Genomic DNA, 14,245 nt, shown 5'->3' on the forward strand with positions numbered 1-14,245 from the left:
GCTCTGCGGGGGGTGACACGGTCCATTCTCTCTCCCTTTGCCGTCCAAATCGGCTAGAGAGAGGGCATGACAAAGCGTTCCTCCACCGCCAGCGTCGCGCCCGCGACGCCCTGGCAGATGACCTTTTCCTGCACGCGCGCCGTCGCCGAGCGGTTCGAGCTTGAGGCCGAGCCGCTGTTCATCGACTGGCCCTCGCCGCCCGCGATTCTGGCGAGCGAGCCGGACGAAAGCCAGCCCGATGCCTGGCAGCTTGACATCATCTTCGAAACCAAGCCGACGCGCGCGACCATCGATGCCATCGCGGCGCTGATGCCCGATGGCGCGGCCACCCCCTACACGCTGGCGCAATTGCCGGACACCGACTGGGTGACGCAGAGCCAAGCCGGCCTGGAACCGATGACGGCCGGGCCGTTCCATGTCCGCCACGACAGTGTGGACAGCCCGCGCGCCGACCGCATCGATTTTCTCATCCCCGCCAGCCGCGCCTTCGGTACCGGCCAGCATGAGACGACACGCGGCTGCCTACTGGCGCTGGCCGACCTCAAGGCGCGGGGTATGCGCTATGGCAATATTGCGGACATCGGCACCGGCACCGGCCTGCTTGCATTCGCCGCCAACCGTCTGTGGCCGCGCGCTCATGTGCTGGCCTCCGACATCGATCCTGTCGCGGTGGACGTTTCGGCCGAAAATGCCGATTTGAACGGCGTTCCGCTCGGGGCCGGCGCGGGGGCGCTGCGGTTGGTCGCCGCGCCGGGGGTCGAGCATCCGCTCATTCAAGGCCTTGCGCCTTATGATCTGCTCATCGCCAATATTCTCGCCGGGCCGTTGATCGAGTTGGCGCCAAGCCTCTCCGCACAGGTCGCCGAGGGCGGCACGCTGATGCTGGCGGGCCTGCTGGATAGTCAGGCCGGCCGCGTGCAGGCCGCCTATCGCGCGCAGGGCATGGTGCTGATCTGGCGGTTCGACCATGGCGACTGGCCCACGCTCGTGCTGCGCAAGCGCCATCGCTTCGGCTGGCGCCGCCCGACGCGCTGGCGCACGGGCGATCATGGCGCCGCGCCCGGCTTCGGCAGCTGGTAAGACCGGCTACGCATTGACAGGGCGCCCGCGCCGACCGACCATCCCCGCCTGACGCTGCGAGGGAGAGATTCGGCATGTGCGACAATGACATCCATCAGGGCCTGGTCGAGGATTGGAGCGTCACCCGGCGCATGTTCATGGCCACCGGTGCCGCCGTCGGCTTCGCTGGCGCGGCGACCGCGCAGGCCGTCGCCAACGTCACCGAGAAGAATGTGACCATCAAAACGCCCGACGGTTCTGCCGATGCCGCCCTCTTCCACCCCGCCGGCACGGGGCCCTGGCCTGCCGTGCTGATGTGGCCGGACATAATGGGCCTGCGCCCGGTGTTCCGCGAGATGGGCCGGCGCCTAGCAGCCGAGGGCTATGTGGTCCTCGTCCCCAACCCCTTCTACCGCAACGCCGTCGCGCCGGTGATCGACGGAACATTCGACTTCAGCAATCCGGAGTCGCGCAAGATCCTGTTCGGCTATCGCGCCGCCATGAGCGATGCCGCAGTCGATCATGACGCGGCGGCCTATCTCGCGTTCCTCGACGCGCAGCCGCAGGTCGACAAGGGCCGTAAGGCCGGCGTGCAGGGCTACTGCATGGGCGGTCCGCTCTCCTTCCGCACCGCCGCTGTCGCTTCGGCACGGATCGGCGCGGTCGGCAGCTTCCATGGCGGAGGCCTGACCACCGACCAGCCGAGCAGTCCGCATCTGCTCATCCCCAAGACCGATGCCGCCTATCTCGTCGCGGTGGCGCAGAATGACGATGCCAAGGAGCCGGAGTCCAAGACGATCCTGCGCAAGGCGTTCGATGCGGCGGGCAAGACCGCCACGGTCGAGGTCTACCCCGCCGACCATGGCTGGTGCGTGCCCGGCAGCCAGGCCTATAACCATGACGCGGCGGAAAAGGCCTGGGCGGCGTTGCTCGCCATGTACCGCACGGCGCTGGCCTGACGCGGAGGCGCCCTAGCCGGCGCTCCGCACGATCTCGGCCCAGGCGGCCTCGTCGATCACCTCGATCCCGAGGTCGGCGGCTTTCTTGAGCTTGGAACCGGCGCCCGGCCCCGCAACCACCAGATCGGTCGACGCGCTGACCGATCCGGCGGACCGGGCCCCCAGCGCCTCGGCCTGCGCCTTGGCTTCATCGCGGCTCATCGTCTCCAGCTTGCCGGTGAAGACGATGGTCTTGCCCGAGACGGCGCTGGCCTTCACATCCACCACATAAGGCGGCGGCGAAACCTGCGCGAGCAGGTCGTCCCACGCCGCGACATTATGTTCCTCATGGAAGAAGTCGCCCAGCGCCTCGACCACGGCGCCGCCGATGCCTTCGATCGCGGTGAGCGTGGCCTTGGCCTGTTGGACAACGTCCCCGTTCGGGTCGAGCGACGTCGAGACCCGTTCGCGCATCAGCATCTCGACTTCGCTCGATGCGAACGGAAGCCGGTCGGCATTGGCAAGCATCGACCACGCTTGCAGCACCGGCAGGGTCGCGAAGGCCTTCATCAGATCGCGCGCTGTTACCGCGCCGACATGGCGAATGCCGAGGCCGAACAGCAGCCGCGCGGCATCGGGCGCGCGCCGGTCCTCGATGGCCTTGAGGAGATTGTCGACCGACTTCTCCTTCCAGCCCTCGCGGCCCAGCAGATCGGCGCGATGCTGCCTGAGCCGGAAGATGTCCGCCGGGCCATACTCCAGCCAGCCGAGCGCGAAGAACTCGCGAATGGTCTTGTCGCCCAAGCCATCGATATCCATCGCGCCGCGACTGACGAAGTGGTTGAGCCGCTCGATGCGTTGGGCCGGGCAGATGAGGCCCGCCGTGCAGCGCACATCGACCTCACCTTCCTCCGCCACCGCCTCGCTGCCGCATTCCGGGCAATGATCGGGGAAGACATAGGGCGCCCGCTCCGCATCCCGCGTCAGATTGTCCACGACCTGCGGGATCACATCGCCAGCGCGCTGGACGAGAATCCGGTCGCCGGGCCGCACGCCCAGCCGCGCGATCTCGTCGCGATTGTGCAGCGTGACGTTCTGGACCACCACCCCGCCGACCGTCACCGGCTTGAGCCGCCCCACCGGCGTCAGCTTACCGGTGCGGCCGACCTGAATGTCGATGGCTTCCAGCGTCGTCTCGGCCTGTTCGGCGGGGAATTTATGCGCAATCGCCCAGCGCGGCGCCTTGGCAACGAAGCCGAGCCGCGCCTGCCAGTCCAGCCGGTCCACCTTGTAGACCACGCCGTCAATATCGTAATTCAGGTCCGCGCGCTGTTGCTGGATGGCGCGATAATGCGCCAGCATCGCCGCGCTGCCATCGCACAGCACCAGATGCCGCGACACCGGAATGCACCAGCCTTCCAGCGCTTTCATCACGCCATATTGCGTATCCGCCGGCAGGCCATCATCGCTCACCACGCCCCAGCCATGCGCGAGAAACCGCAGCGGACGGCTGGCGGTGACGCTGGCATCCTTCTGGCGCAGCGATCCGGCAGCGGCATTGCGCGGATTGGCGAACTGCCGCACGCCCTCGGGGTCGAATGCCTCGCCCCGCGCCTCGGCCGTCGCGCGCGCCTCGTCCATCAGCCGCGCATTGAGCGCGGTGAAGGCGGACTTTTCCATATAGACCTCGCCGCGCACCTCGAGGATGGCCGGTGCCTCAGCGGGCAGGGTCTGAGGGATATCGCCGATATGCGCAACATTGGGCGTCACGTCCTCGCCCACCTCACCATCGCCCCGTGTCGCCGCGCGCACAAGCTTGCGGTCCTCATAGCGGATGGAGAGTGACAGGCCGTCGATCTTGTCCTCTGCGGTCATCAAGACCGGCTCATCTTCACCGAGCGCCAGATACCGCCGGACGCGCGCAACGAATTCCGCCACATCCTCGTCCGCAAAGGCGTTGTCGAGGCTCATCATGCGCTTCTCGTGGCGCACTTTGGCGAGCGCAGACGTCGCCACCGAAGCGCCCACCTGCCGATTGGGGCTGTCCGCCCGGATCAGATGCGGGAAGGCCGCCTCCAGCGCATTATTCTCGCGCACCAGCGCGTCGAAAGCGGCATCGCTGATCTCGGGCGCGTCATTGGCGTGATAGAGCCCGTTATGCCGCGCGATCTCCTTCGCGAGCCGCATGAGGCGGTTCGCGGCCTCAGCTTCGGTGAGTGTGTGGGAGTCGGTCATGCGCTTTTCCTCCCCTCCTCTTCAGAGGAGGGGCCGGGGGTGGTGTTGGACGTCCCCATCCTCACACCCCCTCCAGCAGCCGCTCCGCCTGTGCGCGCGCTTCGTTGGTGATCTCGGCACCGGAGAGCATACGCGCGATTTCCTCGCGGCGTTCGGCGTCGTCGAGCGGATGGACCCCGGTGCGGGTGATGGTGCCTTGCGAGGATTTGGCGATCAGCAGATGCGCTGCGCCGCGTGCGGCCACCTGCGGGGAGTGAGTGACGACGATCACCTGCCCGCCGCCGGAGAGCCGTGCCAGCCGCTCACCAATCGCGCCGGCCACGGCCCCGCCGACGCCCCGGTCGATCTCGTCGAAGATCATCGTGCCCGCGCTGCCCTGTGCGGCGAGCGCGACCTTGAGGGACAGGATGAAGCGCGACAATTCACCGCCCGAGGCGATCTTGGTGAGCGGGGCGAAGGGCGCGCCGGGGTTGGTGGAAATCATGAACTCGACCCGATCCTTGCCGGACGCGCGCCACTGCCCTTCCGGCAGCGGCTCGACATCGGTGCGGAAGCGCGCGGCATCCAGCTTGAGCGGGGCCAGTTCGCCGGCGACCGCCGCGTCCAGTCGGGCAGCGGCCTCCCGGCGGCCATCGCTGAGCGCCTGCGCCGCGGCTTCATATGCCTGCCGCGCGGCCGCGACATCCCGTTCAAGATCGGCCAACCCCGCCTCGCCCGCATCGATCCGCGCGAGCTGATCGCTCATCCGCGCCGCCAGATCGGCCAGATCGTCGGCCGCGACCTGATGCTTGCGCGCCAAGGCCCGCAGATCGAACAGGCGGGTCTCGATCGCGTCCAGCCGTGCGGGATCGACGGACAGCGCCTCGCCAGCCCGCGCGAGATGCTCCTCCGCTTCGCTGGCCTCGATCACGGCGCGATCGAAGGCGGCGAGCGCCTGCGTCAGCAACTCATGCTCCTCGCCGATCCGGTCCAGCCGTCGCGCTGCCTGTCGAAGCTTGGCGAGGACGCCGTCCGATCCGCCGAGCAAATCGTCGAGCGCGGCCATGTCTTCGGTGAGGCGCGCGCCCTTCTGCATGTCAGCGCGTTCGGTGGCGAGCGTCTCCTCTTCACCCGGTTCGGGCGCGAAGGCTGTCAGTTCGGCCACAGCATGGGCGAGATAATCGCGTTCACGAGCGGCGCTCTCCAGCGTTTCGCGGGCCTCGGTGAGCCGCGCCTGCGCAGCCTGCCAGACGCCGTGTGCGGTGCGTACCGCGCCGGCATCCAGTCCGCCAAAGGCATCGAGCAGGTCCATATGCCCGCGCGGATTGATGAGGCCGCGCTCGTCATGCTGGCCGTGAATCTCGACAAGATAGGCGCCGACATCGCGCAGCAGCGCCGCCGAACAAGGCTGATCGTTGATGAAGGCGCGGCTGCCGCCATCGGCCTTGAGCGTGCGGCGGATCAGCAGCGGCTCGCCCGGCTCCTGCGCGACGTCGCTTTCGGCCAGCAGGATGGCCAGGGCAGAACCGGGCGCCGGCGGATCGAATGTCGCGGTCACGCTGGCCTGATCGGCACCGGCACGCACAAGGCCGCTATCGGCCCGCATCCCCAGCGCAAGGCCCAGCGCATCGAGCAGGATGGACTTGCCCGCGCCGGTTTCGCCGGTGAGCACGGTCAGCCCCCGCTCGAACACGAGATCGAGCGCCTCGATGAGCACGATGTTACGGATCGAGAGGCCGGTCAGCATATGCGGTGCAGAGCTAATCCATTGCCCTCATGCTGTCACCCGCCTTCGCCAGCGCAACGCGCCGGAAAGAGATCAGGCGCTCGGAGCGTGCTGCGTCATCAGGCGATAGGAGCGCTGATACCAGTCCGAATCAGGATAGTTGGTCTGCAGCACGGCAGCGGCCCGCTTGGCTTCTTCCGTCATGCCGAGCGCCAGATAGCTCTCGACCAGACGGTGCAGCGCCTCTGCGGTGTGGCTGGTTTGCTGGTAATTATCGACGACCTGACGGAAGCGCATCGCGGCGGCGATCCACTCGCGGCGGCGCTGGTAGAAGCGGCCGACTTCCATTTCCTTGCCGGCGAGATGGTCGTTCACCAGATCGAGCTTGAGCCGTGCATCGGATGCGTAGCGCGAATCGGGGTAGCGGCGGACCAGCTCGTTCAGCGCGTCACGAGCTTGCAACGTCAGCTTCTGGTCGCGCGTCACGTCGCTGATCTGCTCATAATAGCACAGAGCGATCAGATAATAGGCATAGGCCGCGTCGCGGTTGCCGGGATGGATGGAGAGAAAGCGCTGGGCCGACTGGATCGACTGGCGATAATTGCGCGCGGCATAATAGCTGAACGAGCTCATCAGCTGCGCGCGACGGGCCCAGGGCGAATAGGGATGCTGGCGCTCCACCTCGTCGAACAGCACGGCAGCCTCGGCAAAGCGACCATTGTCGAGCCGCTGCTGGCCCGCCAGATACAGCGTGCTGACGTCGCGCGCGACATAGCGCGTATCAACGCGGTTCGAACTGCGCGCGCAGCCGGCCAGCAAGGCGAGTGAGATCAGGCTGGCGGCAATCAGCCGGCCACGACGCAGCGGTGTAACGGTCATGCGCAGCCTCTTAACCGAGCAACCGGACCGCGCCAAGCGAATGATGCGCGCTTTGCGCCACGGGCAGAAGACAGATGATGCATGGCGCGCGAAACAAGGACCGGCCCGTTGAACCGGCGCTGAACGAGAGCGGCTGAATGGGCGCCTGACCCTCTTTCCCCATGCGGGCGCACCGCCCGCAAACCGCGCCGCCGCTCTCTGTGTGGGAGGTGGGAAGCGGCGACGCGGCCTGCACCTTGCGGAGCAGAAAACGGTCGACGCCCGACCCGAACCGGGGAATGCGCACGCCAGCGTGGGGGATGGCGGCACACGGTTCAGGCCGGTCGTCGACCTGCGAAGCTGTCAGACGTCCGGGTGGTCGCTGACATAACTCCGCATCCTCGCGGACCCGAGGGGCGTTAGCCCGACCGTCCGCCGCTCGGGTTCTTCACCCGCAACGACGGCCAGCCCCGCTTGGACCAGTTTATCGATCACTGCAGCGGCCTCAGCCGGGCTGAGCATGTTGCCCACGGCCAAGGCCGTGTCGCTCACCGGACTGGACTGCAGTTCACCGACGAAAAGAGAGAGCATCACGTCCATGGCGCGATCGGCCATGACGGGCGTGTAGAAATGCTTGCTGCGCAGACGGCCGAGCATGTGCATGCGGCCGGCCTTGGCCCGCAGAACGCTCGAAGCTTCCGCGGAGCGAGGATCAGCCGGCGCGTCCGACCGGGCTGCGGCGTCGCGTTGCACGATATTGGGCACGTCAAAAAACTTTCGATTCGGCATCGGACTACCCTCGCCGCGCGGGAAACACCCCGCGCGCGAAAGATGCGCCGCCGCTGTGAGAAGAGGCGGCGGATAGACCACCGTCTCTGCCGGCGCATGTCCCGTAACCACCAGACAGGAGGAGCCTATCGTCACCAGCCGCGCTCACTGACCGGGAAGACCGGGCCGAGCGGCGGGAATAAGACCCGTGAGGTGGTCGGGTTGACCACTCATTGTCCAATACCGCGATGGTCGCCGAGATAATTGCGCATTCGCGCCGATCCCATCGGGGTCAGGGTGATCGCATCGCCTTCGCCGACAGCAGGCCCGCCCGCTCCCGCCGACCCGGCGCGGACCAGACCTGCCTTGATTAGCGCTGCAACCACCTCGTCTTGCGGATCGCTGCGCAGATCCTGCGCGCCGTTCAACGATGCCCGGGAGACCGTCCGCCCCTCGCTCTGGGCAAGGAACAGCGTCAGCATGGCCGCCATGGCGTCATCGGCCATCACCGGCTCTGGAAAGAGGGCACTGCGCTGGCCCATAAGGGCCTGCAAACGCCGCGCCCGCTCGATCACCGGGTCATCCGGCAGACAAGCGCGCGCATCGTCGTCCACGCCCGGTGGGCGCGGCTTATTGGCTGTATCGAACATCACGATCCGTCCCTGGGATATTCGCGGGGTTCACACTGAACCCGTGTCTCCTCGCCTATCCCTGCCTCAACATCATTCTCAAACGCGTGGCAGTCAGCGGCGGTCCGTCATGTCTTGAAGTCGATTGTCATCTGGTGCGACCCTGCAATTTTAGAAGCCTTTTTGGCTTTCTAAGGCAACATTATGTTATGCGAGCTTCACTTTGTGCGCCGTGATCACGGGAAGTCAACCGCTAAAGGACGGGTCGATGGAGCGATGCGATGGGGGCCCACCTCATCTGTCCCGTTTTGATTCGTTCCTGCCGGAATCAGCACCAAAACGGCACGCTTCGAGGATGTTGGACAGCGCCGGCAGCATTGCCGCGCGAAAGGCATAGCTGCGGCGGCCTGTCTCGATCGCCGATCCGGCGAGGCCTTTTTCGCTGAGCGCAGCCCGCAGCGTGGAGATGTGAACCTTGATCGCCGCACGCGACATCGCGCCGCGGTCCAGGAGCAACGCAAGTTCATCGAGCGGGATCAGCCGGTCAGGCTCGGCAATCAGGCGCAGGAGCAGGCGCGCACAGATATGGCCCCGCAGTGCCAGGGCCGCATTCAGATGGGCAACTGCAATCGGCTCGTTCGCGTGGCTGAGCAGCCCAACCGGCAACGCGCCGTTGGCAAAGGGCCTCACACCGGCCCCTTCCGCATCGTTGTGCTCTATCTCAAGCAGATGGCGCGCGGCCTCGATGCGGTCTGCAGCTTCCTGAATCAGCCGGGCCGCACGATGACGGCGCGCTTGGCCGGATCGATCTGGCTCCGTCACCCCGCCCCTCCACGGTCAACGGGGACACGTCATTGGGCGGCTTGCAATGGCGCGGTGCGGCACCGGTCTTATGCCCTGCAAGGTGCCGGAGCGTGGCATGGGTTCCTTCCTGTCGATCGAGCAGGAGACGCTAACCCAGTCCGCCCCCGGCATTCCATCAATTGCCTCCATTTCGGTGTCGAAAAGGCGCGGCGAGGTTAGCACCGCTGCCGGGCGCGCTTCGTCAGCCCGCGGCTCCGCGGAGCCCTGCCCCTTTCGCCCTTTGGCTCCGCCACCAAGTGCCGATACGAGCGCGGCAAAGCATATTGCCGCCTAGATCAAGACAGCACGCCGCGCGCTACCGAGAGAGAGAGACGGGATGGGATGGAGAGGTGAGCCTTGCAATCTGAACAGCTTTTGAGCCTGCGCAATGTCCGCACGGTGCGCATCGGTGCCGGTCTTCTGCCGGCCTGTGCCGCCGATGTCGTCGCGTCCGGCGCCGAAAGCGCGCTGATCGTCTCCGGCAGCCCCCTGCGTGCGCTCAGCGAAGCACTCGCCTCCGAACTGGCCAAAGCCGGCTGCGCCGCCACGATTTTCGACGCCATTGCCGGCGAGCCGACCTTCGCCGATTTTGAGGCCGCCATGGCGACGGCGCGCGAGAGCCAAGCCGGCTTCATCATCGGACTGGGCGGCGGCAGTGCGATGGATGTCGCCAAGCTGGTCGCCGCGCTGATGGATGGCGCGCAGGGCATCGATGACGTCATCGGCACAGGCCTCCTCCAAGGCCGCGCCATTCCGCTCGCCTGCATCCCGACCACCGCCGGCACCGGCAGCGAAGTCACTCCCATCGCCATTCTGGAAGACGTGGCGGCGGAACTGAAGAAGGGCGTGGTCAGCGATCATCTCGTGCCGGATTTCGCCTATCTGGATGCCGAACTCACCGTCTCAATGCCCCGCGCCGTCACCGCCGCGACCGGGCTGGATGCGCTGACGCATTGCATCGAGGCCTATGCCAACCGCTTTGCCCGCCCCGTTGTCGATGCCTGGGCGCTCGAAGGCATCCGCCTGATCGCCGGCCATCTCGAACGCGCCTGCACGGACGGCACAGACCTGGAGGCGCGCGATGCCATGCTTCGCGCGGCGCATCTTGGCGGCATGTGCCTCGGCCCGGTCAACACCGCGGCGGTCCACGCTCTGGCCTATCCGCTCGGCGGTGAGTTCCACATCCCGCATGGCGTCGCCAACTCGCTGCTGCTGCCGCATGTGCTGCGCTTCACCCTGCCTGCGGCCCCCGCTCGCTACGCTCAGGTCGCTGCCGCCCTTGGCGTGGCGCGGACCGGCGATGACAAGTTGGATGCGCTGGCCGGCATCGCGCAGATCGAGCGCCTTTCCGCCGCCATCGGCATCGAGCGGCACTTGTCCGCCTTCGGCATCGGCGCCAACGCGGTGCCCAAGATGGCCGCCGCCGCCATGACCGTGCAACGGCTGCTCATCAGAAATCCGCGCGAGGTCACCGAATCCGATGCGCGCGCGATCTACGAAGCTGCGCTATAGGACCGACACCCCATGAAAGCCGACCTCTTCTCCTGGTATCGCGGCGCGGACCGCAAAACCCGCCGCGTGTTCTGGACGTGCAGCGCCGGCTGGGCGATGGATAGCGCGGATGGGCTGGTCTATCAGTATCTCATCCCGCTGCTCATCGTCGGCCTCGGCATCTCGCTGACCGAGGCCGGGACCATCGCCAGCGCCAATTATTTCGCGGCGGCGATCGGCGGCTGGATCGGCGGCTGGTTGTGCGACCGCTATGGCCGCGCCCGCATCCTGCAGCTCACTATCCTGTGGTTCTCCTTCTTCTCCTTCGCCTCCGGCTTTGCGCAGAATTTCGAGCAACTGCTCGTGCTGCGCGTGTTGCAAGGCATCGGCTTCGGCGCGGAATGGGCGGTCGGCGCGGTGCTGCTCGGCGAAATCGTCTCACCCAAGCATCGCGGCAAGGCGCTGGGCACGCTGCACAGCGGCGCGGCAGTCGGCTCCGGTCTCGCAGCCCTGATCGCCGGTCCATTCGCCTCTGCCTTCGATCCCGAGATCGGCTGGCGCCTCGCCTTCTTTGTCGGCATCATTCCGGCCGCCTTGATCTTCTTCATCCGGCGTGGGTCCGACGATTCTGATCTGTTCAAGCAGGCTCAGCAGCGTGCGCAGGAGACCGGACAGCGCACCAGCCTCACCAGCATCTTCCGGCCCAAGGTCGTCCGCATCACCATCTTGGCATCGCTGCTGGCCGTCGGCGCACAGGGCGCGGGCTATGCCGTGAGCAGCTATCTGACGGTGTTCCTCGCCAATGAGCGCGGCATCGGCATCGCGATGGCCGGGCTGTGCGTGATGTTCAACAGCGTCGGCGGCTTCTTCGGCTTTCTTTTCAACGCCGCGATCAGCGATTTTGTCGGGCGCCGCAATGCCTTCCGGCTGTTCGGCCTCGGCTTCGTGATCTCCGCCGCCATCTATCTGTTCGGGCCATGGGGCGGGAATGTCTGGTTCCTCGTGCCGTTCGGCATCGTCTACGGCTTCTTCCAGTTCGGCATCTATGCAAGCTTCGGCCCCTATTTCACCGAATTGTTCCCGACCGAACTGCGCGGCACCGGACAGGCCTTTGCTTATAATTTCGGCCGTGCCGCGAGCGCTCTGTTCATCATGACCGTACCCTTGGTGGCCGCCATCATCCCGCTGGGCGCGGCGATGGCCATCGTCGGCATGGGGGGCATCCTGTGCGCCCTCATCGCAACGCTGATGCTGCCCGAGACCGCCGGCCGCGCGCTGCAGTCACTGGATGACTTCGGTCGGGACGAAGCCCCCCAACCCATTGAGGCAAAGGCAACCGCTCCATGAGCCAGCAGCCCATCGCGATCGTCATCGGCGGCAGCCGCGGCATCGGCGCCGCCATCGTCCAGCTGCTCGCGGCGTCCGGCTACCATGTCGTGTTCAGCTATGCGCGTGACGCAGCGGCAGCGCAGGCCGTCGCAGCGAGCGTCACCACTGCCGGCGGTCAGGCCGACGCGGTGCAGGCGGACAGCGCGCGCGAGGCCGATCTGATTGCCCTGTTCGACGAAGCGCAGGCGCTGGGGCCGATCGGCGCGCTCGTCTATTCCGCCGGGATCACCGGCCAGGCCTCTCCCCTGGCGGAGGTCTCGGCGGAAACCCTCGAGCGCGTCATGGCGGTCAATCTCACCGGCGCAATGCTGGCCGCGCGTGAAGCCGTGCGGCGCATGGCCCTCTCGCGCGGCGGGACGGGCGGCGGCATCGTCTTCATCTCGTCACGGGCGACCGCTTATGGGTCAGCCGGGGAATATGTCTGGTATGCCGCATCCAAAGGCGGGCTCGATAGCCTGATGACCGGACTGGCGCGGGAAGTCGGCGGCGATGGCATTCGCGTCAACTGCGTCTCCCCCGGCCCGGTCGCCACCGAAATGCTGAGCGCCGAGCGGCTGGCCGCCGGCGCCGCCCGCGTGCCGATGCAGCGCGCAGCACAGGCCGACGAGATCGCGCAGGCGGTCCGTTACCTGCTCTCGCCCGACGCCTCTTTTGTGAATGGCGCGAACCTCGCCGTTTCCGGCGGCGTGTGACGATGGGAAACTTGCAAAGCGCCTTGAAATGGTTGACCCTGAAGGAAAGCGGCCGGGACGCCTCGATAGAAGGACAGAGGGCACGCGGAGAGGATAAGCATGGAATCCTACAGCACTGAAGCCTTCCCCATATCGACGCGCGCGGCGGCATGGACAAAGCTCTATTCGCAGCAGCTCAATCGCGTGAACTTCACGCCCGCCGACCGGCACGAGTTTGCCGCGCGGCTCAGCCTCAGCCAGTTCGGGCCGATCCAACTCGCCAGCATCGCGGCCAACCGCAGCCATATCGAGCGGACGCGCAACCACATCCGCCCCGGCGCGCCGCGTCTTTATTCCTTCCTGATGCAGGCGCGCGGCAACAGCGTGCTCGACCATTGCGGGCATCAGGCCCAGCTCGATCAGGGCGATTTCGTGCTGTGCGACAGCGCAGCACCGCACAGCTTCACGCTCGGCGACAATTCGATGATTATCATGCTGCGCGTTGATGCCGGCCTCATCAAGAAGCACCTGCCGACGCCCGAGCGCTTTTGCGGCCTCAAGCTCGATCATGAGGTGGGGCTGACGGCGGTCATGTCCGCCATGCTGGAGAACCTCAACACGCAAGTGCAGAGCGGCTTCCATTCCGATCATGATGGCCGCTTTGCTCGCCACGTGCTGGAAATGCTCTCCACGGCCTATGCGATGGGCTTTGACGAGCAGCCGGAAGGCTCGGCGGTGATGCTCGGCCGACAGAGCGAAGTCATTCGCTACATCGAGGACAATCTGCGCGACCCGGAACTGACGCCCGCGCGCGTCGCCGAAGGGCTGCGCATCTCGCCGCGCTACCTGCGCACGCTCTTCGCTTCGCGCGGGGAGAAGGCGTCGAGCTACATCGTCCGGCGGCGGCTGGAAGAATGCGGCAAGCAACTGCGCAATCCCGCCTGGGCCGGCCATACGCTGACCGAGATCGCCTTTGCCTGGGGGTTCAACAGCGCGGCGCATTTCACCCGCACCTTCCACGAGCATTTCGGCATGGCGCCGCGCGATTACCGGCGCGCTGGCTCGAACTGACCAGCCGCGCGGGCGCCTTCCTGAGCAAGTCATCCTGCCCGCCCGGGCAAGCGGCGGCGCAACCTCTATGTCAGCCCGGTCTCCACGCCGACAGGCGAGACATGGAGGACGGAAGACGCAATGGTTGCCAGGGAAGTGCTTGATCTGAACCAGATATTGTCGCTGCAGCTGACCGAATATTGGCACGAGATCGATACCAACAAAGGGCGCAAAGCCTCGGATTATTATACCGAGGATGCCGTCTTCCACGGCCAGTTCGCCTCCTATAACGGCCGCGCGAAAATCCAGCAATTTTACGATTGGCGCGCCGAACGCGGCGAGCGGCTCGCGGTCCATGCCTTCACCAATTTCCGGGCGTGGTTCACTGGGCCGGACAGCGCGGAAGCGACCAATTACCTGTTCCTCTATGCCGCCGATGGCGTGCGTCCCCTCCCCACCCATCCGCCGGTGACGATCTCGCTGGCGACCGACCGCTATGTTCGCGGCGCCGGCGGGCGCTGGCTGTGCACCTATCGCCGGTTCGAGCATTTGTTCGAGAGTGATACTCCGATCACCAATCCGAACCTGGACGATCAAGAAGCAAAGTGA

General features: G+C 66.4%; 13 protein-coding genes. 7 read left to right on the forward strand and 6 right to left on the reverse strand.

The genetic code is table 11. The annotated features are described in order from the left end of the window. The first annotated feature begins 66 nt into the window (after positions 1-66). Positions 67-1,080, forward strand: a complete 1,014-nt coding sequence (locus tag M2335_RS12580) for a 50S ribosomal protein L11 methyltransferase (RefSeq protein ID WP_264594894.1) — start codon at positions 67-69, stop codon at positions 1,078-1,080. A gap of 74 nt (positions 1,081-1,154) precedes the next feature. Beyond that, on the forward strand, positions 1,155-2,018 hold the full coding sequence (locus M2335_RS12585) for a dienelactone hydrolase family protein (protein WP_264594895.1): 864 nt from the start codon (positions 1,155-1,157) through the stop codon (positions 2,016-2,018). A 12-nt stretch (positions 2,019-2,030) separates the two neighbouring features. Here M2335_RS12585 and ligA read toward each other — a convergent pair whose 3' ends face one another. From ligA to M2335_RS12615, 6 genes are all read right to left on the reverse strand, one after another. Then, positions 2,031-4,232, reverse strand: coding sequence for an NAD-dependent DNA ligase LigA (gene ligA / locus M2335_RS12590; protein WP_264594896.1), 2,202 nt, complete (start codon positions 4,230-4,232; stop codon positions 2,031-2,033). Between the two features lie 61 nt (positions 4,233-4,293). Next, a complete protein-coding gene (gene recN / locus M2335_RS12595; protein ID WP_264594897.1) occupies positions 4,294-5,958 on the reverse strand; it encodes a DNA repair protein RecN in 1,665 nt (554 codons plus the stop codon). Between the two features lie 72 nt (positions 5,959-6,030). Then, on the reverse strand, positions 6,031-6,816 hold the full coding sequence (locus tag M2335_RS12600) for an outer membrane protein assembly factor BamD (RefSeq protein WP_264576295.1): 786 nt from the start codon (positions 6,814-6,816) through the stop codon (positions 6,031-6,033). Between the two features lie 342 nt (positions 6,817-7,158). Next, on the reverse strand, positions 7,159-7,584 hold the full coding sequence (locus M2335_RS12605) for a hypothetical protein (RefSeq protein WP_264576296.1): 426 nt from the start codon (positions 7,582-7,584) through the stop codon (positions 7,159-7,161). A gap of 209 nt (positions 7,585-7,793) precedes the next feature. Further along, positions 7,794-8,216, reverse strand: a complete 423-nt coding sequence (locus M2335_RS12610; RefSeq protein ID WP_264576297.1) for a hypothetical protein — start codon at positions 8,214-8,216, stop codon at positions 7,794-7,796. Positions 8,217-8,486: 270 nt separating this feature from the next. Next, positions 8,487-9,014 (reverse strand): helix-turn-helix domain-containing protein, encoded by a 528-nt coding sequence (locus tag M2335_RS12615; RefSeq protein WP_264576298.1) that lies wholly within the window; start codon positions 9,012-9,014, stop codon positions 8,487-8,489. A 378-nt stretch (positions 9,015-9,392) separates the two neighbouring features. On the opposite strand from M2335_RS12615, the gene M2335_RS12620 reads away from it, so the two are divergent. From M2335_RS12620 to M2335_RS12640, 5 genes are all read left to right on the forward strand, one after another. After that, positions 9,393-10,547 (forward strand): iron-containing alcohol dehydrogenase, encoded by a 1,155-nt coding sequence (locus M2335_RS12620; RefSeq protein ID WP_264594898.1) that lies wholly within the window; start codon positions 9,393-9,395, stop codon positions 10,545-10,547. Between the two features lie 12 nt (positions 10,548-10,559). Then, positions 10,560-11,873, forward strand: coding sequence for an MFS transporter (locus M2335_RS12625; protein ID WP_264574711.1), 1,314 nt, complete (start codon positions 10,560-10,562; stop codon positions 11,871-11,873). Next, positions 11,870-12,607, forward strand: coding sequence for an SDR family NAD(P)-dependent oxidoreductase (locus tag M2335_RS12630; RefSeq protein WP_264594899.1), 738 nt, complete (start codon positions 11,870-11,872; stop codon positions 12,605-12,607). The genes M2335_RS12625 and M2335_RS12630 overlap by 4 nt, the downstream gene beginning before the upstream one ends. A gap of 99 nt (positions 12,608-12,706) precedes the next feature. Then, the gene (locus tag M2335_RS12635; protein WP_264594900.1) at positions 12,707-13,657 is read left to right on the forward strand and encodes a helix-turn-helix domain-containing protein; all 951 of its coding nucleotides are present in this window, start codon (positions 12,707-12,709) and stop codon (positions 13,655-13,657) included. A 120-nt stretch (positions 13,658-13,777) separates the two neighbouring features. Beyond that, complete coding sequence (locus M2335_RS12640) at positions 13,778-14,245, forward strand: nuclear transport factor 2 family protein (protein WP_264574709.1); 468 nt, start codon at positions 13,778-13,780, stop codon at positions 14,243-14,245.

The sequence above is a fragment of the Sphingobium sp. B12D2B genome (genome assembly GCF_025961775.1).
In the GTDB taxonomy this organism is placed as follows: domain Bacteria; phylum Pseudomonadota; class Alphaproteobacteria; order Sphingomonadales; family Sphingomonadaceae; genus Sphingobium.